This is a genomic window from Streptosporangium sp. NPDC005286 (genome assembly GCF_040607515.1).
Classification (GTDB): Bacteria; Actinomycetota; Actinomycetes; order Streptosporangiales; family Streptosporangiaceae; genus Streptosporangium.
On record NZ_JBEXGU010000109.1, the window covers coordinates 1 to 21,466 of the forward strand.

At 72.1% G+C, this 21,466-nt stretch carries 15 protein-coding genes; 14 read left to right on the top strand and 1 reads right to left on the bottom strand.

Translation table 11 applies throughout. The features are described from left to right. Positions 1-255: 255 nt before the first annotated feature. From ABZU75_RS31055 to ABZU75_RS31115, 13 genes are all read left to right on the top strand, one after another. Positions 256-1,653, top strand: coding sequence for an MBL fold metallo-hydrolase (locus ABZU75_RS31055; protein WP_355561831.1), 1,398 nt, complete (start codon positions 256-258; stop codon positions 1,651-1,653). Further along, positions 1,650-2,255 carry a rhodanese-like domain-containing protein gene (locus ABZU75_RS31060; RefSeq protein WP_355561834.1) on the top strand — a complete coding sequence of 202 codons (606 nt, stop codon included), beginning with the start codon at positions 1,650-1,652 and terminating at the stop codon, positions 2,253-2,255. The genes ABZU75_RS31055 and ABZU75_RS31060 overlap by 4 nt, the downstream gene beginning before the upstream one ends. Further along, positions 2,252-3,016: a sulfite exporter TauE/SafE family protein gene (locus ABZU75_RS31065; protein ID WP_355561837.1), complete on the top strand. Its 765-nt coding sequence runs from the start codon at positions 2,252-2,254 to the stop codon at positions 3,014-3,016. Before ABZU75_RS31060 ends, ABZU75_RS31065 begins: the two co-directional genes overlap by 4 nt. Positions 3,017-3,199: 183 nt before the next feature. After that, on the top strand, positions 3,200-3,325 hold the full coding sequence (locus ABZU75_RS31070) for a hypothetical protein (protein WP_355561840.1): 126 nt from the start codon (positions 3,200-3,202) through the stop codon (positions 3,323-3,325). Positions 3,326-3,356: 31 nt separating this feature from the next. Beyond that, positions 3,357-5,642 (top strand): heavy metal translocating P-type ATPase, encoded by a 2,286-nt coding sequence (locus ABZU75_RS31075; RefSeq protein ID WP_355561843.1) that lies wholly within the window; start codon positions 3,357-3,359, stop codon positions 5,640-5,642. A 148-nt stretch (positions 5,643-5,790) separates the two neighbouring features. Continuing rightward, positions 5,791-6,129: a YciI family protein gene (locus ABZU75_RS31080; RefSeq protein WP_355561845.1), complete on the top strand. Its 339-nt coding sequence runs from the start codon at positions 5,791-5,793 to the stop codon at positions 6,127-6,129. A 33-nt stretch (positions 6,130-6,162) separates the two neighbouring features. Then, entirely contained in the window at positions 6,163-8,163 is a 2,001-nt protein-coding gene (locus ABZU75_RS31085; RefSeq protein ID WP_355561848.1) for an RNA polymerase sigma factor, read from the top strand. Positions 8,164-8,443: 280 nt separating this feature from the next. Further along, on the top strand, positions 8,444-8,950 hold the full coding sequence (locus ABZU75_RS31090) for a hypothetical protein (protein ID WP_355561850.1): 507 nt from the start codon (positions 8,444-8,446) through the stop codon (positions 8,948-8,950). Then, the gene (locus ABZU75_RS31095; protein ID WP_355561853.1) at positions 8,950-10,350 is read left to right on the top strand and encodes a hypothetical protein; all 1,401 of its coding nucleotides are present in this window, start codon (positions 8,950-8,952) and stop codon (positions 10,348-10,350) included. The genes ABZU75_RS31090 and ABZU75_RS31095 overlap by 1 nt, the downstream gene beginning before the upstream one ends. Beyond that, entirely contained in the window at positions 10,347-11,702 is a 1,356-nt protein-coding gene (locus ABZU75_RS31100; RefSeq protein ID WP_355561855.1) for a VWA domain-containing protein, read from the top strand. Before ABZU75_RS31095 ends, ABZU75_RS31100 begins: the two co-directional genes overlap by 4 nt. 12 nt (positions 11,703-11,714) lie before the next feature. Continuing rightward, complete coding sequence (locus ABZU75_RS31105) at positions 11,715-12,830, top strand: AAA family ATPase (protein ID WP_355561858.1); 1,116 nt, start codon at positions 11,715-11,717, stop codon at positions 12,828-12,830. A gap of 82 nt (positions 12,831-12,912) precedes the next feature. Then, entirely contained in the window at positions 12,913-15,699 is a 2,787-nt protein-coding gene (locus ABZU75_RS31110) for a DUF5682 family protein (RefSeq protein ID WP_355561861.1), read from the top strand. A 358-nt stretch (positions 15,700-16,057) separates the two neighbouring features. After that, positions 16,058-16,591, top strand: coding sequence for a hypothetical protein (locus tag ABZU75_RS31115; RefSeq protein WP_355561876.1), 534 nt, complete (start codon positions 16,058-16,060; stop codon positions 16,589-16,591). 231 nt (positions 16,592-16,822) lie between these two features. Here ABZU75_RS31115 and ABZU75_RS31120 read toward each other — a convergent pair whose 3' ends face one another. Continuing rightward, the gene (locus ABZU75_RS31120; protein WP_355561864.1) at positions 16,823-19,165 is read right to left on the bottom strand and encodes a DUF4132 domain-containing protein; all 2,343 of its coding nucleotides are present in this window, start codon (positions 19,163-19,165) and stop codon (positions 16,823-16,825) included. Positions 19,166-20,042: 877 nt separating this feature from the next. On the opposite strand from ABZU75_RS31120, the gene ABZU75_RS31125 reads away from it, so the two are divergent. Next, complete coding sequence (locus tag ABZU75_RS31125) at positions 20,043-21,413, top strand: helix-turn-helix transcriptional regulator (protein ID WP_355561867.1); 1,371 nt, start codon at positions 20,043-20,045, stop codon at positions 21,411-21,413. The last annotated feature ends 53 nt before the right edge of the window (positions 21,414-21,466 follow it).

A 21,466-nucleotide genomic window follows, 5' to 3' on the forward strand; every position in this document is an offset into this window, starting at 1 on the left:
TCGTGACCCGTCACGCCCCGCCCACCGCGCGGTGGGCGGGGCGTGACGGGAGACGTGCCATTTTTCTGTCCGGAGGATACCCCCCTGGGTATATTCGCACCGAAGTGGTGTGAACGCCCTCCGTGACGCGGCCCCGGGCGGGCCGCCGCGGCGACGCCGGACACACATCCGGCGGGAGCTCGCCGACCGGCCTGAAACCCGGGCCCGGCCGGTCCTCACCTGCCGGCGAAGACAACAACGACGAAGTGAGAGGCGATGATGACGACGATCGAGACAGTGGTGGTGGAGACCTCCTCGCTGGGGGACCGCAGCTACCTGGCCCACGACGGGCGGGTGGCGCTGGTGGTCGACCCGCAACGGGACATCGACCGGATCCTGGCCCTGGCCGGCCGGCTGGGCGTGCGCGTCACCCACGTGGCCGAGACCCACCTGCACAACGACTACGTCTCCGGCGGGCTGGCCCTGGCCAGGCTGACGGGCGCGGCCTATCTGGTGGCGGCGGCCGACGAGGTCGCCTTCGACCGGGTGCCGGTGAGCGACGGCGACGAGATGGCGCTGTCACCGTCGATGCGCCTTTCCGCGGTGGCCACCCCCGGGCACACCTTCCACCACCTGTCCTACGTGCTCGGCGGTCCCGGCGGGCCGACGGGAGTGTTCACCGGCGGGTCTCTGCTGTTCGGCACCACCGGCCGCACGGACCTGCTCGGCGCCCGGCACGCCCACGTCCTGGCCCAGCACCAGCACGCCTCGGTGCGACGGCTGGCCGACCTGCTGCCCGACGGTACGCAGGTCTGGCCCACCCACGGGTTCGGCAGCTTCTGCTCGGCCACCCAGACCGACGCCTCATCCTCGACGATAGGACGCGAGCGTGGCGCCAACCCGGCGCTGCGGCTGGAGGCCGACGACTTCGTCACCCAGACCCTCGCCGGGCTGGACGCCTACCCCGCCTACTACGCCCACATGGGCGCCAGGAACACCGCCGGTGCGGACCTGGTCGATCTGACCCCGGCGAGGCGGGCCGACGCCGCCGGGCTGCGCGCGCGTATCGACGCCGGTGAATGGGTGGTGGACCTGCGCTCGCGCAAGGCGTTCACCCAGCGGCACCTGGCCGGAACGCTGAGCTTCGGCCTGGACGGCCCGATGTCGACCTGGCTGGGCTGGATGGCCCCCTGGGGGGCGCCCATCACGCTGCTGGGCGAATCGGCGGAGCAGGTGGCCGCCGCCCAGCGCGAGCTGGCGCGCATCGGCATCGACCGTCCGGCCGCCGCCGCGACCGGTACCGCCGAGCAGTGGGCCGGTGGCGACGGCGCCAGGCTGGGTGAGCTGACCGTCGCCACGTTCGCCGAACTGGCCGCCGTGCGCGACGGCCGTAACGTGCGCGATCTGCCCGCCCCCGACGTCGTGCTGGACGTACGGCTGCGCAACGAATGGCGCGCCGGGCACATCGACGGCGCGACGCACCTCCCGCTGCCCGAACTACCGCACCGCCTGGCCGAGATCCCGGACGGGACGGTGTGGGTGCACTGCGGCTCCGGCTACCGGGCCGCCGCCGCGAGCAGCCTGCTGGCCCGTGCCGGCCGCCGGGTCGTGCACATCGACGACGACTACTCCCAGGCGGCCGAAAGCGGCCTGACCATCGAGGGGACCTCATGACCGGCCACGACACACCCGCCACGCTGGATACGGCCGCCCTGCGCCGGCTGATGGACTCCGGGCAGGCGCCCCGGCTGATCGACGTGCGCACCCCCGGTGAGTTCGAGACCGCCCACATCCCCGGCTCGGTCAACGTGCCGCTGGATCTGCTGCGCGAGCACCGTGAACGGCTGCGCGCCCACCTCGACGGCCCCCGGCGGGAGCAGGTGGTGCTCGTCTGCCGCTCCGGGCAGCGCGCCGCGCAGGCCGCGGCGGCCCTGTCCGGAGCCGGACAGGCGGCCCCGCGCCTCCTGGAAGGGGGCATACTCGCCTGGCAGGGGGCCGGCGCGCCGCTCCGCACCGGCCGGGCCCGCTGGGAGCTGGAACGCCAGGTGCGCCTGGTGGCCGGATCCCTCGTGCTGACCTCGATCCTGGCCAGCACGCTGTTCCCGCCGGCCAAATGGCTCGCCGCCGCGATCGGTGGCGGGCTGACCTTCGCCGCGCTCTCCAACACCTGCGCGATGGGCATGCTGCTGGCCAGGCTCCCCTACAACCGGGGCCCCCGCCGGCCCGGCCTGGAGGCGGTGCTGGGCCAATTGGCGCAACGGGAGGCGACCTCTTGACGGCGGCGCTCGGCCTGGGCGCGCTGATCGGCATCCTGCTCGGGTTGCTGGGTGGCGGCGGATCGATCCTGGCGCTGCCCGCCCTGGTGTACGGGGTGGGCCTGCCGCCGGCCTCGGCGGTGCCGGCCTCGCTGCTGGTGGTGGGCGTCTCCTCGGCCACCGCGGTGCTGCCTCGCATCCGGGCGGGACAGGTGCGCTGGCGCATCGCCGTGGCGTTCGGCGGCGCCGGGGCCCTGGCCGCGTTCGGGGGCGCCGCGATCAACAGGATGCTGCCCCCGCAGGCGATCCTGATCGGGTTCGCCGCGCTCATGGTGGTGGCCGCCTGGCGGATGCTGGCCGGCGACGCCCCGGCCGGCGGGGCCTGCGCGCTGCCCGGCGGCGGGGTGAACTGGCGCAGCTGCCTGCCCAGGTCCGTCGCCGCCGGCGCGGCCGTGGGCGCGCTGACCGGCCTGTTCGGCGTCGGCGGCGGGTTCCTCATCATCCCGGCCCTGGTGCTGGCGCTGGGATTGCCGATGACGGCCGCGGTCGGCACCTCGCTGCTCATCGTGGTGGTCAACTCGGCGGCGGGGTTCGTCGCCCACGCCGATGGCGCCGACCTGGACCGCACGGTCATCGGCGCCTTCGCGGTGGCCGCGGTGATCGGGTCGCTGGCCGCCGCCCGCCTGGGCCGTCACCTGGACGCCGAGCGCCTGCGCCGCTGGTTCGCCTACCTCGTCCTCGTCGTGGCCGCCTTCGTCCTGGCCCAGGGAGTGCTCGACTGATTCCTTGGCAACACGCTGACGGTACGGAAATCCATACCTGAGGGGGTTCGTCATACGATGAGGACGCCGGTCCAGGAAGACCTCTCGATCTTCCCAGCCGGGCCGGGGAGACGGCACGGTCTGCTGTGACCGACGATACCCATTCCGCGGGCAACGGCCCGCGACAGGGGACGGAAGTCCCTGGTGAGGGGGGCGTTGGTCCGCTGCGGGGAACGCCGCCACGCGGTCGGATCGGTCTCCCTGGCCCTGGCCGGGCACGTGGCCGCGCCGATCGTGATCGTCGCCTTGTCCACCGGACGAAGGTCCTGATCCCGGTACGGCTCGCCAGGAGGCTGGGAAAATGCGACGTTTGTCGGCCATCGCCCTTCTTGTGGGCACCATGGCCGGACTGCTGGCCGGTCTCGCGCTCCGCCTGACCGGCGCGGAGGCGGCCGCCGACATCGTGTGGGCAGTGGTCACCGGCGTGTCGCTGGTGCCCGCGGCGGGATGGGTGGTGTCGGCGCTGCGGAGCGGCCGGATGGGGGTGGACGCCATCGCCGTCCTCGCCCTGGCCGGAGCGCTCGCCGTGGGGGAGTACCTCGCCGGTGCCCTGATCGGCGTGATGCTCGCCACCGGGCGGGCACTGGAGGAGCACGCCCTGCGCCGGGCCCGCCACGACCTGACCGCCCTGTACGAACGGGCACCGCACTCGGCCCGGCGCTACGAGAACGGGGTGCCGGACCTCGTGCCGGTCGAGCAGGTTCGCCCGGGCGACCTGCTGCTGGTCCCCAGCGGGGAGATGGTCCCCGTCGACGGCGCGGTGGTGGGCGATCTCGCGCTGCTGGACGAGTCGGCGCTGACGGGGGAGTCGGTACCGGTGGAGTACGCCGCGGGGGAGGGGGTGCGCAGCGGCGTGGTGAACGCCGGTGCCGCCTTCGACATGCGGGCCACCCGGACCGCGGCCGACAGCGCCTATGCGGGAGTGGTGCGGCTGGCGCGGCAGACAGAGACCGACAGCGCCCCCGTCGTACGGCTCGCCGACCGGTTCGCCTCCTGGTTCCTGCCGGTCACCCTGCTGCTGGCGGCGGCCGCCTGGCTGCTGTCCGGCCAGCCGGTACGGGCCGTCGCGGTACTGGTCGTCGCCACCCCCTGCCCGCTGCTGCTCGCCGCACCCGCGGCCATCGCCTCCGGGCTGTCGCGCACGGCACGGCACGGCGTGGTGGTCAAGGGCGGTGGCGCACTGGAGCGGCTGGGCCAGGCACGCACGCTCATCCTGGACAAGACCGGGACGCTGACCGCGGGCCGGCCCCAGGTGATCGACGTCGTGGCCGCGCCCGGCGTCCGTACCGACGACGTGCTGCGCCTGGCCGCCGCGGTGGATCAGATGTCGTCGCACGTGCTCGCCGCCGCGATCGTCGACGCGGCCCGCGCGCGCGGTGCCGAGCTGCCGCAACCGGCCGAGATCCAGGAGAGGCCGGGCACCGGCACCACGGGGGTGGTGGACGGGCACCGGATAGAGGTCGGCAAGGCGACGACCTCCTCGCCTTCGGACTGGGAACGGATCCAGCGGGCGCGGGCCGCGCTGGACGGGGCCATGACCGTCTGGGTGACGCTGGACGGCCGGGCGGCCGGGGTGATCCTGCTCCGCGATGCCATCCGGGCCGACGCCGCGCGGACGCTGCGGCGGCTGCGCGCCGCGGGCATCGAGCGGGTGGTCATGCTCACCGGAGACCGGGCCGAGGTCGCCGAGAGCGTGGGCGTGGTACTCGGCATCGACCGGGTGCTCGCCGAGCAGACCCCCGCGGCCAAGGTCGAGGCGGTACGGCGGGAGGCGACCGGCGCGGTGACCGTGATGGTGGGCGACGGGATCAACGACGCCCCGGCCCTGGCGGCGGCCGACGTCGGAGTGGCGATGGGGGCCCGGGGGTCCGCCGCCTCCACCCAGGCCGCGGACGTGGTGCTCACCACCGACCGCCTGGACCGGCTCGCCGACGCGATGGACGTCGCCCGCCGCTCCCGGCGCATCGCCGTACAGAGCGCGGCCACCGGGATGGCGCTGTCGCTGCTGGCCATGGTGGCGGCCGCGGCCGGAGCCCTGCCGCCCGCGGCCGGCGCCCTCCTGCAGGAGGGCATCGACATCGCGGTGATCCTCAACGCGCTACGGGCGCTGCGTCCCACGCGGGGAACCCGGCCGCCGATGGACTCCGCCACCGAATCCCTGCTGCGCCGCTTCGAGATGGAGCACTCCTCGCTGCGGCCGACCCTGGAACTGATCCGCGAGACGGCCGACGAGCTGGGCAGGATTCCGCCCACGGCGTCACTCGATCGGCTGCGAGAGGTCCAAGCATTCCTCACCGAGCGACTGCTGCCTCACGAACGGGCCGAGGAGCAGCGGCTGTATCCGGCCATGGGGCAGGTGCTGGGCGGCCCGGAGGTCGTGATGACCATGAGCAGGGCGCATGCCGAGATCGAACGCCTGGTACGACGCCTGGGAAGTCACCTCGCCCTCATCGAGGCCGGCGGGCCACGCCCGGAGCAGCTCGACGACCTGCGCGCCTGCCTCTACGGCCTGTACGCCGTCCTGATCCTCCACTTCGACCAGGAGGAGGAGGCCTACTTCTCCCTGGCCGCCGGTTCGTCGGCGTGACCCGGCTTGCGAAGGCGTGAACGGTGCGCATTCCCTGTCACATCCGATCGCCGCCCTGGTCAGACGAGGCGTGTCGATTTTCACCGGCCCCGATCGACGCACAGCTGGAAACCGGCGAGGATCGGTTCTCTGATAACCCGAAGGAGATATGACGATGCGATTCCTGATGACCACCAAGGGCGGCGACGCGGCACCCCCGAGCGAGGCGGTCCACGCGGAGATGGCCGCGTTCGTCGAGGAGATGACCCGGGCGGGGGTGCTGCTGGCGACCGGTGGCCTGGACCCGGCCGGCCTCCGCGTCTCGGCCTCCGGCGGCGAGATGACCGTCACCGACGGGCCGTTCACCGAGACGAAGGAGGCCATCGTCAGCTTCGCGCTCATCGAGGCGCGCTCACAGCAGGAGGCCATCGAGCTCTCCCGGCGCTTCTGGAAGATCATCGGCGAGGGGGAGGGCACCATCCAGCAGGTCTTCGGCCCGCAGGACTGATCGGGCGCTTGCGTACCCGGCCCGGCGGGTGCTGTGATCGAGCCCGTGATGCCCCGGGACGCCCATCGTGCGGTCGACGAGGTCTGGAAGATGGAGTCGGCGAGGATCATCGCCGGGCTCGTCCGGATGCTGGGCGACGTGGGACTGGCCGAGGAACTCGCGCAGGACGCGCTCCTCGCCGCCCTCGAACGGTGGCCTGACTCAGGCGTTCCGGATAATCCGGGTGCCTGGCTCATGGCCGTCGCCAAACGTCGCGCCATCGACCACCTGCGGCGCGGCGAGCGGCTCGAGCGCGGGCACGAGCAGCTCGCCCACGAGCTCGCCACCCGGCCGGACGGCACCGAGGCCGAGACCGACGCGGCACTCGACGACGAGGTGGGCGATGACGTCCTGCGCCTGATGTTCGTCTCCTGCCACCCGGCGCTGTCCGCCGAGTCCCGGGTGGCGTTGACGTTGCGGTTGCTCGGCGGCCTGCGCACCGACGAGATCGCGAGGGCCTTTCTCGTCTCCGAGCCGACCGTCGCGCAGCGCGTCGTCCGGGCCAAACGCACCCTCGCCGAACTCGGGGTCCCCTTCGAGGTCCCCACGGGGCCGGACCGGGCCGCGCGCCTGTCGTCGGTCCTCGAGGTCATCTACCTGGTGTTCAACGAGGGGTACGCGGCGAGCGCCGGCGACGGCTGGACGCGCCAGGACCTCTGCCAGGAGGCGCTGCGCCTGGGCCGTCTGCTGGCCGGGCTCGCGCCCGGCGAGGCCGAGGTACACGGACTGGTCGCACTGATGGAGCTCCAGGCGTCCCGGCTGGCCGCCAGGACGGGGCCGTCGGGGGAGCCCGTCGCGCTGCACGAGCAGAACCGCGGACGCTGGGACCAGCTCCTCATCCGCCGCGGCTTCGCGGCACTGCTGCGTGCCAGGCAATCCGGCGGACCTCTCGGCCCGTACGTGCTGCAGGCCGCCATCGCGGTCTGTCACGCGCGGGCCCGTACGGCGGAGGAGACCGACTGGGCGCAGATCGCCGCCCTCTACGAAACGCTCGTCCGGGTGCTGCCCACCCCGGTCGTGCAGCTCAACCGGGCGGTCGCGCTGGCCATGGCGTACGGTCCCGAGGCGGGGCTGGCGCTCGTCGACACCCTGGTGGCCGAGCCGGCGCTCAAGGGCTACCACCGGGTGCCCAGCGTGCGCGGCGACCTGCTGGTCAGGCTCGGTCGCCACGAGGAGGCCCGGCGGGAGTTCGAACGGGCCGCGGCGCTCACTCTCAACGTGCCCGAACGCACGATACTGCTGGAACGCGCCGTGGCCTGCGCGGCCGCCACGCCGGGGAGCGCGGTCACCCTGGCCGAGGCCGCGGATGCCTTCCTCGCCCGTGAGGACCTGGACGCCGCGAGCCTCCGTTCCTACCGCCAGACCATGAGCCGGCTCCGTCGCGATCTCGGCGACGACATCCCGTTGCGGGACGTGACCGTCGGACAGGTCGCCGAGATCTTCGCCACCGCCTGGGAGAGCGCCGCCGCCGCGACGTGGAACAGGCACCGAGGTGCCGTCCGATCCTTCTCCGCCTGGGCCGCGGACCGGGGCCGGCTGAGCGAAGACCTGGCCGCCGGGATCGGTCGCCGGCCCGAGCCCCGGTCGCGCACCCGCCCCATGGAGCCGCCACGCGTCGAGGCGCTGTGGGAGCGGCAGGACCTCGCCCCGCGCGAGCGCGCCCTGTGGCTGATGCTCCACGAGAGCGCGGCCGGGATCGGCTCGGTGCTCGCGCTCAACGTCGAGGACCTCGACCTGGCGGGGATGCGCGGCAGGGCGCCGGGGTCCCGCTGGATTCACTGGCGGTCGGGCACCGCCGAGCTCATCCCCCAGCTCATCGCGGGCCGTCGTCGCGGCCCGCTGTTCCTGTCCGAGCGCAGGCCCGGCCCCGGCCGTCGGCCCGCCCCCGGCGACCTGTGCCCCGAGACCGGCCGCCGCAGGCTCTCCTACGAACGGGCCGAATATCTGTTCAAGCAGGCCACCGGCCACACCCTCCATCAACTGCGGAGCAGATGAATCGTTTCGGCGCGCTTCGGCGCCATGCGCCCGATCAGGGATGCCGCTGCTCCGGTGAGGTGATCGCGAAGGCGGCGACCGGGAGAGCGATCAGGTAGAGCACACCGCCCGCTCCTGCCGGCCATTGAGAGTCTCCCGATCGGGGTGCCGAACAGCAGCCTCCGCAGCGTCTCGATGACGACCACCATTCGCGCCGGTCCGCCAGGGCGTCGGATGGCCTGCCGCGAATGTGATTCCTTCGCGGGATTTCTGTCGGAGCGGTGATATAGGTTCCCGGTTCATGATCGACTGTTTACCGGCCGGCACGGCCGTGTGGGAGCAGTGCGGCAGGGTGCCGGTGGTGCCACCGGTCCGGCCCCGCAAGCTGGCGAAGGTTCCCTTCGTCGAGCTGGCGGACGGCCGGCTGCAGGGCGTCGTGTCGAGCGGCTCGGACATCGGCCGCGTCTACGTCTCCTCCGTCACCGCGGCCACCCACACCTACAGCTGCAGTACCAACAACAACCGTCCGTGCGGTGGCCTGTCCGGTTCCCACCCGTGCAAGCATCTGCGGGCGCTGACCGCCGAGGCCGTGCTGCAGTACGGCCTCGGCCGGGTGGCCCGTTACCTGCGGGCCGAGGTCTCCGAGGGGGCCGACCTGATCGACTACCTGCGCGGCGGCCTTGGCCCCGCTCCCGCGGCCACCGTGTTCAGCCGTTTCCTGCGCCACCTGGCCTACCTGGAGCTGCCCGACACCACCACGCCGATCCCCGAGCTTCACTGGTTCCCGGCCACGGGGGTGGTGCGCTGATGCTCGCCACACAGCTGACCCGGCTGCGGGGCGGCGAGCCGGCGGGCCTCGGGGAGGCGCTGGAGCTGGTGACCGGCTTCGACGAGGCTCTGGTGCACGGGCTGGCCCGGCTCTCCGAGCAGCACGCCGCGGCGCTGACCGCTCTGGCCGGCGCCTTCGCGCTCACCCCGATCGGCGAGGGGGCGGCGGAGGCCGCTGCCAAGGTCGTCTCCGGCTCGATCGCCGAGGAGCATCTGACGATGCTGGCAGGCGGCCGGACCGCGCTGCTGGGCGCCGTGCACGACGCTCTGCTGGCCGAACTGGACGCGGCCCTGGGGCGCGAACGCGCCCCGTGGCAGGCGGCGCCGGAGCCCGAGGCGGACGGCGCGGGCAACCTGCTCGCCGCCGCCCGGTCCTGGCTGTGCGAGCTGGCCATCACCGGCTGGCGCGGCGTCGACCACGACCTCGTCTCGGCCTCGGACCAGACCATCGAGGCGCTACTGGCCGTGCCGGAGCAGCGCAGGCCGGCGGTGCTGCTCGACGGCCTGGCGGCCGAGCTGCGCGCCTGCTGCCCGATCGGCACGATGGAGCGTCTGCCCGTACGGCGCTGGGCCGATCTGTGGACCCGGGCCCTGCTGCTGGCCAGGGCGGGCGGCCAGAGCGGCGAGCGCGTCGCGGCCGAGCGCCTGTCGGGGCGGCTGCTGATCCTCGGTGTCGACGTGCACGAGCACGCCACCGCCGTACAGATGCAGGTGCACGGCGTGCTGGAGCCCGCCGGCGGCGGCCGGGCCCGGCTGGTGCGCACCAGCGTGGCCGCCGCCAAGGTGGACACCATCGTCGGCCCCGCCGTCTGGAAGCTGCCGCACCGCCATCCCCGGCTGCTGGGCGCGCTTGCCGAACGGCGCAGCCTGGAGATCACCGATGTGCCCGTGCTGGCCAGTGGTGACCTGGTGTGGGATGACGATCGGGCGCGGGCCGGTGAGCCGGTCGACGCCTTCGCGGTGGCCAGGGTCTCCCTCGCCGGGGCGCTCGCGCCGGCCGCGCCGCCCCTGGACCGCCACCCGGTGCTCATCGCCGAGCCGGTGCTGGTGGCGGACTACCAGGTCACCCGTGACGGCTCGTTCGACCTGGGCGGCGCCGTGCTCGCCGTCGACACCGATGGACTGCCCGCCTGCGGCCCGCTCACGCCGAAGCTGGTGGCCGGATCCTCGGAGTGCATCGGGCTGATGCGCTGGGACGGCGGCCGCTGGCTGCTGCAGCCGCTCGCGGTGCGAGCCAAGGTCAAGCGCGAGACGGTCGAGGCGCACAGCGGCGACTGGGCCCTGGGGCCCACCGACCCCAAGGTGGTCAAGGCCGAGGCCAGGGCGGGGGACGCGGTCGCGGTGCTGCGCGAACGAGCCGGACGGTTGCTGAGACGATGAGCCGGCACAGCGAGAACATCACGGCGAGCGCCGAGCAGAACCGGCGTCAGGTGCTCTACTGGCGGCTGCTCGCCCGCCTCTTCGACAACGACGAGCAGCCCGCGCTGGAGAGCGCGGGCGTGGCCATCGTCGACGATCTCGGACTGCCCGCGGCGTTGCTCGACCCCTCGGTGTCTGTGGACACCCTGGTGCAGCGTTTTCCCGAGCTGGCCGCGGAGTTCCGGGACCTGCTCGTCCTGGGGGAGCAACCGGGGGAGCGGGAGGCCGGCCAGGAGGTGCGCAGGGCGGCTCTGGTGTCGAAGCTGCTGCTCAACGTCTTCGCCACCGGGGCGGGTGAGGTCACCGCGACCCGGCTCGCGGCCTGGCAGCAGGACGCCGGCTGGTTCAGGCAGGCCCTGGGCTGTGAGGACGGCCGCCAGGCGGGCGGTGCGGGTGGTGGTGCGGGTGGTGGTGTGAGTGACCGCGAGCTGGCCTCGGTGCTGGCCGGCCTGGAGGCCGACCTGGTCAGCCGCATGCGGTTGCGTGAGGTTCTGGCCGACCCGGTGCTGGCCAGGCAGCTCACACCGAGCATGTCGCTCATCGAGCAGTTGCTGCGTGACAAGGCCAACCTGTCGGGGGTGGCGCTGGCCAACGCCAAGGCGCTGATCCGCAGGTTCGTCGACGAGGTCGCCGAGGTGCTGCGCACGCAGGTCGAGAAGACCAGCGTGGGCGCCATCGACCGCTCGGTGCCGCCCAAGCGGGTCTTTCGCAACCTCGACGTCGAGCGCACGATCTGGAAGAACCTCGTCAACTGGAACCCCGAGGACCAGCGGCTCTACGTCGACCAGCTCTACTACCGGCGCACCGCCAGGCGCACCACGCCGGCCCGGATGATCGTGGTCGTCGACCAGTCGGGATCGATGGTCGACGCGATGGTCAACTGCACCATCCTGGCGTCGATCTTCGCGGGGCTGCCCAAGGTGGACGTGCATCTGATCGCCTACGACACCCGCGCGCTCGACCTCACCCCGTGGGTGAACGATCCGTTCGAGGTGCTGCTCCGGACCCAGCTGGGTGGCGGCACCGACGGCACGGCCGCCCTGACCCTGGCCCAGCCGAAGGTCTCCGACCCGCGCAACACCGTGGTCGTGTGGATCTCGGATTTCTATGAATGGCAGTGCGAGGCCGTCTTCGCCGGACTGGAGGCGCTGCACCGCTCCGGCGTCCGGCTCATCCCGGTTGGTTCGGTGAGCAGCGGCGGCCAGCAGAGCGTCAATCCATGGTTCCGCCAGCGGCTCAAGGACCTGGGCACGCCGGTGATCTCCGGCCACATCCGCAAACTCGTGTTCGAGCTGAAGAACTTTCTCACCTAGGAGCCCCTACCGATGACCAATGAGATGTTGCGCGCGCCCGCCGAGGTGAAGTACGCCGAGGAGCTGGACTGGCTGGAGTCGGTCGACGACGGCCCCAAGCCGTTCTCCTGGCGGCTCAGCCCCCGCATGGTGCGACTGTTCGTGCTCGGTTCCGAGCGCTCCGACGGGCTGGAGCGGGAGATCTCGCAGAAGTGGTTCGGTGAGCGGAGTCTCGTCGAGCGCAGCATCGTGACGCTGGCCTCCGACCGCGGGCTGCTGCTCATCGGCGACCCCGGCACCGGCAAGAGCTGGCTGGCCGAGTTGCTCGCCGCCGCCATCTGCCGCAACTCCACCCTGGGCGTCCAGGGCACGGCGGGCACCACCGAGGACCACATCAAGTACTCCTGGAACGTCTCCATGGTGATCGCCAAGGGACAGTCCCGCGAGTCGATGATCCCCTCGCCGATCATGACGGCGATGGAGCGGGGGGTGATCGGCCGTTTCGAGGAGCTGACCCGCTCGACCAGCGACGTGCAGGACGCCCTGATCTCGATCCTGTCGGAGAAGTACATCTCCATCCCCGAGCTCGACACCGACAACATCGTGTTCGCCAAGCCCGGGTTCTCCGTCATCGCCACGGCCAACAGCCGTGACCGGGGAGTGAACGACCTGTCCTCGGCTCTGAAGCGGCGGTTCAACTTCGTCAGGATCCCGGTCGTGACGAGCAAGGCCAGCGAGGCGGAGATCGTCCGCTTCCGCACCACCGAGCTGCTGCGCCGCCACCGCATCGAGCTGGACCTGCCGCCCACGCTGCTGGACATCCTGCTGCAGAGCTTCGCCGACCTGCGCGCCGCGGCGGCCTCGGCCACCAGCGAGGACGAGAAGCTGGAGTCGGCGCTGTCGACCGCCGAGCAGATCGGCGTGCTGGAGGACGCCATCCTGCACGGCAACTTCTTCGGTGACCGCACCCTGCGCGCCCAGACGCTGGGCGGCGCCCTGGTGGGCTCGCTGGCCAGGCGCGCTCCCGAGGACCTGGCCATCCTGAACAAGTACTGGCACGGGGTCGTCGAGCCGCGCAGCAAGAAGGAGGGCGGGGAGTGGACGGACTTCCTCGAAGGCGGTCGCCAGGCGATCTCCACGCTGTCGTGACCTCCTCCCCACGACCCGTGGCATCACGCCGAGTTTCCCGCCCAGAGCCAGAGCTCGGGGTCTCCACGCCCGAGGAGATGTGATGAGCACCTTCGCCGCCCTGCGCGAGCAGCTTCTGGATGCCGCCACCGCCTTTGCCGGCGGCCCGGGCGCGCTGCCTGAGATCCTGGCGGGCCTGGTCGACGACGTCGACCGGGCGCTGCGCGAGGAGCTGGAGATATTCCCGGTGTGTCACCACTCACCGGCCTCCGCGCTGGCCATGACGCGGCGGCTGCGCGACAGGCAGCCCAAGGTCATCTACCTGGAGTTGTGTGAGGACCTGCGGCCGCTGCTGGAGGAGCTGCGCAACTGCCGGCTGCCGGTGGCGCTGCAGGCGTTCGCCACCGAGCTGGAGGGCTTTCCGCCCGGCTCCGGCCCGCTGAGCGTTGTGGCGCCGCTGACCGAGGCCTCGGCGGAGTACCAGGCCATCGCCTATGCGCTGGACACCCCGGGTGTCGAGCTGGTGCTGGTCGACCGCTCGGCCGACCACGTCTTCCAGTGGCTGCCCCAGGAGGAGGCCGGGCCGGTCACCGCCGAGCGCGACGGCGACCTGCACGGCGACGCCGTGGGTGTCGAGGTGGGCGACCTGAGGCCGCGTTTCGCCGAGCTGGAGGAGCACCTGCTGCGCCACGGCAAGGTCCGCCACTGGTCGGAGTGGTGGGACCAGTACGTCGAGCAGCCGCTGGCCGGTGCGGACTACGACACCTACCGGCAGGCCATGGCGCTGATCGGCAGCCTGTTCCGGCGGCTGGGGCCCGGTGGCGAGCGGCTGGCCGGTGACGAGGAACGCGAGCGCCACATGTGGACCCGGATCCGCGAGCACCTGGCCGTCTCCGGCGCCGACCCGGCGACCTGCCTGTACGTGTGCGGTGCCTTCCACGCCGTCAGCACGGTGCCCGAGTTCGGCCTGGCGGGCGACGCGCCGGCGTACACCATCACCCCTCCTACGGCCACGCGCTGGCTGTACGGGTTGATCCCCTCCAGCCACTCGGCGATCGAGGCCCAGTTCGGCCTGGCCCAGGGGTCGGTGTCGATCGCCGCGGCGACCTGGGCCAAGGCGGCGACGCGCGGCGGCCTCACGCCGTACCGGCTGCGGGGGCAGCGGGGCACCCGCTCGCGGACCGTGTCCCCCGCACGGGCCGCGGTGCCGGCCCCCGCAGGGCAGGTCACCGACCGGTTGTCGGGGTTCCTGGCCACGCCGCCCGTGCTGGACGGCCTGGACGAGGCCGAGCTGCGCGGCTGGTGCGTCGACATCGTGCGGCTGGCCCGCCGTAACGGCTACCTGGCCAGCACCGCCGACGCCATCGCGGTGTTCGAGACCTCGATCCTGCTCGCGGGGCTGCGCAACCGGGCCAGGCCGACGCCGTACGACTTCCAGGACGCGGCTGTCACGTGCATCGAGAAGGACGTGGTGCCGGGCCGTCGCGACATCCGCCGCCTGTGCGAGATCCTCCTGGGAGGCGACCGGATCGGCGAGGTCGGCTACGACGCACTCCCGCCGCTGGCGCGCGACGTGTACGACCGGCTGGAACCGCTCGGGCTGGACCCGGGCAGGCGCACCCAGCAGCGGGCGCTGCTGGACCTGCGGGCCGATCCCGAACTGGTGCCGTGCTCGGACCTGCTGTGGATACTGCGCCAGCTGCTGCCCGAGGGCGCGGTCCGGCCCATCATGGGGGCGCGCCGCCTGGGAGAGCGGCCGATCCAGGAGAGCTGGGACCTGGCGATCGGCCGTCACCAGCGGTCGATCATCGAACTGGGCTACGAGGGCGTCACCGTCGAGCAGGTGCTGGAACAGCGCCTGCGCCGCAAGGTGTGGGAGCCCCAGGCCGGCGCGGGGGTCGCTCTGGCGGCGGTGGAGGACGCCATCCTCTACCTGGGCGGCCGCCGCTTCGCCGACGAGCTCGGCAGCCGCGCGGTGGAACTGCTGGCGGCCGAGCGTACCGTGGACGATGCCCCCGAGGTGCTGCGCCGGATCCGCCGGCTGCTGGCGCACTATCGGGCCACCCAGCCGGACCTGCCTGCCTGGTGCGAGGCGTTCGTCACGGCCGGCTACGCGCACTACTGCACGCTGCTGCCGACCGCCTTCGTGGACGAGGACACCGGAGTCCGCCAGGTCGGTGCCATGCTCGGTTTCCTGTTCTCCATGGAGGGGCTCGCGCTGTCGCTGGGCTGTGATCGGGCCCAGCTGGAGCTGGCGGTGCGGCAGGCGCATCCGCAGGAGCCGGCCAAGGTGGCGCTGTTGTGGGCGGCCCAGACCCAGCTGGGCCTGCTTTCGCAGGCCCAGCTGCGCGCCCGGTGTGACGAGCTGCTGGCCAACCCGCTCGTCATTCCCTCCTTCCCGCTCTATCTGAGCGGGTTCGTCCAGGCGCTCGAACCCGTTCCCGCCCTCGCGCCGTTCGTGGTCGAGGTGCTGTCCAAGGCCTTCGCCCGACTGCCCGACGAGGTCCTGCTGCCGTGGCTGCCGACGCTGATCACGACGCTGCGCCGGCACGCGCTGGAGCTGGTCCCGGTGCTCGTGCGCGAGGCGGGCAGGACCTTCCCCGCCTCCCTGGCCGAGCTCGACGAGTGGGTCGCGCCATGGGAGAGGCCGGCCCGGCCCGTGGCACCGGCCCGGCCGGCGTCCGCGCCGAGCGGGCCGGTGGCCGGCCTGCTGGCCGGGCACCCGCAGGCGTGCGACGCCGTGGCGGCACTGCTCGGCTGCGTGGGGAAGTGGCCGACGACCACCGAGGGCATCGCGGGCACGGAGGGCACAGTGGGCGCGGCAGCGGGTGAGCTGCTCACCCGGCATCCGGCGACGACCGGCGCGATCGCGGTGCTGCTCACCGGCTGATGACGGGCGAAGCTGCTCGTCAGCGTGCCGCGAGGGCGGGTGTGTCCCCGCCGGGGGAGGTGGTGGTTTCCCTCCCGGAGGGAGGGCGCTCGCCTCACCTGCGGCGATGACGGCTGCCAGGGCGCGGTGTGGTCAGGCGTGGCCTCGACGCAGTCCTTCCCCGTCTGGCGCCTCCGGGGTCCGGAGGGTCGAAAGTCCCATGGGAACGGGACCTCCGGGACCTCGGCGCGAGTCGTACGGCACTGCCTCCGGGCTCTGGAAAACGATGTGATGAGGGTGCGACAGAAACCGGGAGACACCACAGAGAAGGGGAGCCGTCATGGCCACCACTCGCGGACGAGTTCACACCGGGCCGGTCATGAACGCCGCCCCCGTCACCCCCACCCCCGTCACCCCCGCCGCCGCGAGGCGCCCGGTCGACTACGTGTGGGCGATCGCCCGCATCGCCCTGGGCTGGGTGTTCCTGTGGGCGTTCCTGGACAAGACCTTCGGCTGGGGGTTCGCCACCCCCGCCGAGCGGGCGTGGATCGCCGGGGGCAGCCCCACCACCGGGTTCCTCAAGGGCACCGGGGAGAACGCGCTCGGCGGCCTGTTCGCCGGCCTGGCCGGGCAGGGCTGGGTGGACTGGCTGTTCATGCTCGGCCTGCTCGGCATCGGCGCGGCCCTCATCGTGGGGGCGGGTCTGCGGATCGCGGCCGCCACCGGCGGGCTGCTGATGGTCCTGATGTGGGCGGCCGAACTGCCACTGACCACCAACCCCTTCATGGACGAGCACCTCGTCTACGCCGTCGTGCTGGCCGGCCTGGCGATGGCTCAGGCCGGTGACACCCTCGGTCTCGGCAGGTGGTGGGGCGCCACCCCGCTGGTGCGGGAGCACCCCGTCCTGCGCTGACCGGCCACCTCGGTGAAAGACCCGCTCCCGGCACGGGGGCGGGTCTTCCTGGTTTGACGCCGACCGACATCCCCACCGAGCGGCCTTGGCCAGATCAGGATTCCTGGCCGCTACCACCTGCGCTGTCCCCGCGTTCCTCGACCCCGGACTCGGCGCCGGGGGAGGATGCCCGGTTTGCCCAGGCAGTTGATAACTCCCGGGAATCTGATACGACGGTGTCCGAGCGGTCGTTCAGCCGAGCTGCCGGGTGATCGTCGGGTCGGTGATCGCCGTGTCGTTGGCCAGGAGGAACGCCTTCGAAAGGATCACCGACAGCGTCCCCCCGTCGTCCTCGAACGGCAGGAACACCGATCCGGCCGCGCGCCCGCTCGCCGGGACGATGCACAGGTACGCGTCGTTGGGCTCCATCAGGATGTTCGTCGACCCCAGATGGATCTTGTACGTCTTCAGATCACCCCGTACAAGAAGGAATCTGTCGGTCAGCTCCACCCGGGAGGCGATCTTCAGTTTCGGCAGCAGCCGCGCCAGCACCTCGCGCCGGGTCTTGGCCGTCTCCGTCAGCTCGCCGAAGCCGTGGGAGCGCCAATAGCGTTCGTGGCCGATCAGCGCCTGGTCGTCGCGGGCGACCGAGGCCACGCCCACGGCGAGGTCGGCCTCGCGGAGGATCTCCGACAGCACCAGCGGCGGCAGATCGGCCATCGACGCCGGTTGCCCGTCGCGGTGGAAGGTGATGCCCTCAGTGGCGCACAGCATGGTGGTCTCGGCCCCGGGGGCGGAGACGATGTGCATGGCCCAGCGGGCCTGCCAGCCCGCCAGGTCGCGCACCACCTCGCCCTGGTCGCCGCCGTTCTGGTAGTCCCAGTTGCCGATCGACCGGCCGGTCCAGCCGCGCTGGCCCAGCAGGGTCCGGGCCTGGCCGTAGCGCAGAATGTGGCCGGCGAAACGGTTGGAGAAGGTGCCGGTCCGCTCCTCGGCGGGGGTCAGCAGGTAGAGCTCGCGGAAGACCTGCTTGAACGGCTGGCGTACACCACCCTCGAGAAGATGGTCGCGCCACGCCGCCACCTCGTCGGCGGTCGCGTGGATCGGGTGCCACAGGCCTGCCACGGTGTCGGGGGCGGGGCGGTGGCCGGCCAGCTCCCAGCCGTCGGCGGTCTTGACCGGCAGGGCCGCCGGGCCGCCGGCGATCTGCCAGACCAGGGTGCGGGCGTAGGGGCCGGTGACGGGATGGTCGAGGAAGTACTCGGTCACCTCGCGCCAGTGCCACGTCCGTTCATGGACGATCGCCTGTTCCAAGCGGGACCGCTCGGCCGCCTGCGCCAGCTTGAGCTCCTTCAGGATGGCCCGCAGATCGGACAGCTCCGCGCGCAGATCCTTCGGCAGCGACTTGACGGTCTTGCCGGCGGCGTTCACGTAGCGCAGGGCGGGCACGTCGGCGCACAGCCTGACCCGGTAGTCGCCGATCTTCTCCTCGCGGACGCCGCCGGTGTCCAGGCCGAAGGTGGGGACCGTCCGGTCGAGCAGCTGCTCGCGGGTCAGCCCGTTCTCGCCGGCCACCGCGTCGAGGGCGAGGCTCAGATTCCTCTGTACGGACCTCGCGCGCACCTTCGCCTGGATTCTGGACAGCGGGACGATCACGTCGAGGCCGCCCCTGCGGGCCAGGACGCCGACGGCGGCGTTGGTGACGGGTTCGCAGCGGCACGTGGAGCCCATCCCGTTGCTGCCGGTGCCGCAGGTCATCGCGACGTCGGTGACAAGCGAGGTCACCCAGCGCTCGTCGATGACCTGGCAGGTCCACAGGATGCCGCGCACCACGACGATGGTGTGCTCCTTGAGGAAGACCTTGTCCCACCACTCCTCGTCGTCATAGCGGACGACCCAGTCTCCGCCCCGGTAGGCCACCAGCCGCGTGAGCAGCTCACGGACCAGGGCGACCGCGCCGGGGGTGAGCATCCGCGCGGCGTTCCTGAGCCACCGGGCGCTGGGTTTGGTCGAGCGGGCGGTGTTCCAGTGGCGGAACAGCGGCAGCACCTCGACCAGGCGCGGGCCGTACTCCTCGGCCAGCATGCGGGCGAAGTGGTCGGTGTCCCCGATCTCGGTCCGGACCACTCCGGCCGGGTCGTGCTCGGCGGGTTCGGTGAGCAGCTCGGTCACCTGCTCGGCCAGGAGCGCCCGCGCGTCCTTCAGCCACGGTCCCGACGTCAGCCAGCGCAGCAGGTCCCGGCGCAGCTGGTAGTCGAACCGGCGGGCCGCCGCGAGCGGGATCCGGAACAGCTCCTCATAGCGGGTGTGCCCCTGCCGCACCCAGTACTCCGCCCGGCCCATGAGGTGGTGCGCTTCCCGGTAGGTGAAGTCGATGTCGCGCTCGGCCACCGACCGGACCACGCGCAGCACCCGCTCGTCGTAGTCGTGGCCGCCTTCCGGCCCCAGCCAGAGCTTCATCTGCGCGTAGGTGCCGTAGACCCGCCAGTCGACGCCGGGGCCGGGGTCGAGTCCCTGCTCGGTGAGCTCGTCGAACCGCTGGTAGGCGGCCCTCGTGGCCGGGTCCATGTGGTCCCATTTGCCCGCTGACGTCATGACACGGCTCCACTGATGATCGGAAACGCTGGGTGATCATGGATATCAGCCGGAACCGACAGATTCCCCCTGCCGTGATTCGGACATGTCTCCACGAAAGCCGCTTCTGCCTCCTCGTCCGATTCAGGCCGGGGACGTCGTGGCCGCTCACTGATGCGGGTGAGGTATTGGCCCCGAACCTTTTCACGTCGCATCCGCCGAACGGTCGGAGAGCGCTTGGCAGGCCGGGCCGCGGAAACGCGTGCAGGACGAGCGTGGCGGCAAGGCGGGCGACCGGGACCACGGGTAGGACGTAGCGCTGGTCGAAGTCCAGGACGGCGACCGGACCGATGAGCGGTCGAGCATCCGTCCCACCAGGCGGAAATCTCAGGTCAAGTGCGGTTTCCAGGTCCGTTTCGGCCGCGCTCCCGGCGGCTTCGGGCTGGCTTGACGCTCTGCTTGGGGCAATTGTATGGTTACTTAGTAGGAAATATAGGAAATGTGTGATGCGGAAGCCGCTCTGTGACGGCGCGGTCACGGATCTCGGCTCGCGGACGACGGCGACGGCAGGGCCGAAGGAAGGGCGTCGATTCCTTGCGGTCGGTGCGGGATACGGAAAGCGCATCGATGACCACTGCTTTTTCTCCCGGCGGAGTGTCGCGTGGAATTAATGGAATATCCGACTGAAGTCGATCAGCCGGAAAGGGTGCCCCTTCGAAAAGACGTGTGGAGCTCGGCGGTCCGTGAACCGTTGCAGCCGCGCTCCATGTCGCCGGACTTCTCACTGGAATTTCTCCGGAAACTCTTCGATGACGCGTGTTTCGACGAGAAGACGTCGGCGCGGGTCGCGGACCTTCTCGACCAATGGTCCGCGGGAAAGGCGACGGCCCCGCGGTCGGTGAGACGACTGCTGTGGCAGGGGCAGGTGGACGAGGCGCTCCTGGCGCTGCGGAAGCCGAAGGGTCCTGACTCACCGGCGCTTGGACCGTTCCGTGAGCTGAGCGACTGGGTCTTCTGCTGGTATCCGGGCCTTCAGGTCCGCGCGCCTCGCGGCGAGATCGAGGTGACCACCGGGCTGGAGGGCATGCGGGTGCTGTCGGCCTTCCTGGACGGACACGCCGACCAGCAGGCCGTCACCCGTGCCGAGCAGGTCCTGCGGCTGTGCCCGATGGGAGACGCGGCGCTGGAGCCGCTCACCGCCGCGCTCGCCACCCTGGTCTACGCCGACCGGGCGGACCTGGCCGGCCGGTGGTGTGAGCCGCTGCTCGAACAGACCACGACCCACTGCGCCCCGACCTGGCAGGGGATGTTCGCAGCGGTCCGGGCCGAGACCGCGATCCGCCAGGGTCGGCTCCTGGAGGCGGAGCGGTGCGCCCACGCGGCGCTCACCCACATGCCGATGGCCGCGTGGGGGGTGGGGCTCGGCCTCCCGCTGGCCAGCATGGTGGCCGCCAAGGTCGGGATGGGCAAGTACGAGGACGCCGCACGCTATCTGGCGGTCCCGGTCCCCGAAGCCATGTTCCAGACTCCGGCCGGGCTGCACTACCTGTCCGCCCGGGGCGGTTGTCACCTGGCGACCGGCGCCGCGCAGGCCGCCCTCACCGACTTTCTGACCTGCGGAGACCTCATGCGGCAGTGGGGGCGCGACCTGCCGGGGATCGTCGCCTGGCGGCTCGGCGCCGCCCGGGCGCACCTGGAGCTGGGCCGGACCGGCGAGGCCAGGACGCTCATCGACGACCAGCTCGCCCTGCTGGGGCCCGCCCCGACCCGTACCAGGGGCATCGCGACACGCCTGCGGGCGGCGACGGTCGCCCCCGAGGCGCGCCCGGCCGTCCTGGAGGAGGCGGTGGAGGTCCTGCAGATCTCCCACGACCAGCTCGAGCTGGCCCTGGCGCTCGCGGATCTCGGCCGCGCCCACTCCCGTCTCGGGCGGTCCCACCGGGCCAGGACCGTCGAGCGCAGGGCCCGCCACATCGCGAGGTCCTGCGGTGCGGAGCCGCTGATCGACGCGCTCTCGCAGAGCCCGCCGCGACCGGGCACACCGGGCACTCCGGGCGCGCCGGACGGTGCCGTCCCCGCGGACCCCGGCGACGTGGGACTGAGCGACGCCGAGCGCAGGGTCGCCACCCTGGCGTCCCAGGGATACACCAACCGGCAGATCTCCGGGAAGCTCTACGTCACGGTCAGCACGGTCGAGCAGCATCTGACCCATATCTATCGTAAACTCGGTGTTTCCCGCAGGGTTGATCTCCCGGCTCTTCTCGATTAGCGGCCCCTGTTTTAGGGGTCGCTAGGGGTACTCCACTGTCGGCCGAATAGCGA

Bases quoted from the DNA above. Each gene is read 5' to 3' on its own strand.
- ABZU75_RS31090 (WP_355561850.1), top strand. From the start codon at position 8,444: ATGATCGACTGTTTACCGGCCGGCACGGCCGTGTGGGAGCAGTGCGGC.
- ABZU75_RS31115 (WP_355561876.1), top strand. From the start codon at position 16,058: ATGAACGCCGCCCCCGTCACCCCCACCCCCGTCACCCCCGCCGCCGCG.
- ABZU75_RS31110 (WP_355561861.1), top strand. From the start codon at position 12,913: ATGAGCACCTTCGCCGCCCTGCGCGAGCAGCTTCTGGATGCCGCCACC.
- ABZU75_RS31080 (WP_355561845.1), top strand. From the start codon at position 5,791: ATGACGATGCGATTCCTGATGACCACCAAGGGCGGCGACGCGGCACCC.
- ABZU75_RS31105 (WP_355561858.1), top strand. From the start codon at position 11,715: ATGACCAATGAGATGTTGCGCGCGCCCGCCGAGGTGAAGTACGCCGAG.
- ABZU75_RS31060 (WP_355561834.1), top strand. From the start codon at position 1,650: ATGACCGGCCACGACACACCCGCCACGCTGGATACGGCCGCCCTGCGC.
- ABZU75_RS31095 (WP_355561853.1), top strand. From the start codon at position 8,950: ATGCTCGCCACACAGCTGACCCGGCTGCGGGGCGGCGAGCCGGCGGGC.
- ABZU75_RS31100 (WP_355561855.1), top strand. From the start codon at position 10,347: ATGAGCCGGCACAGCGAGAACATCACGGCGAGCGCCGAGCAGAACCGG.
- ABZU75_RS31075 (WP_355561843.1), top strand. From the start codon at position 3,357: ATGCGACGTTTGTCGGCCATCGCCCTTCTTGTGGGCACCATGGCCGGA.
- ABZU75_RS31055 (WP_355561831.1), top strand. From the start codon at position 256: ATGATGACGACGATCGAGACAGTGGTGGTGGAGACCTCCTCGCTGGGG.
- ABZU75_RS31120 (WP_355561864.1), bottom strand. From the start codon at position 19,165: ATGACGTCAGCGGGCAAATGGGACCACATGGACCCGGCCACGAGGGCC.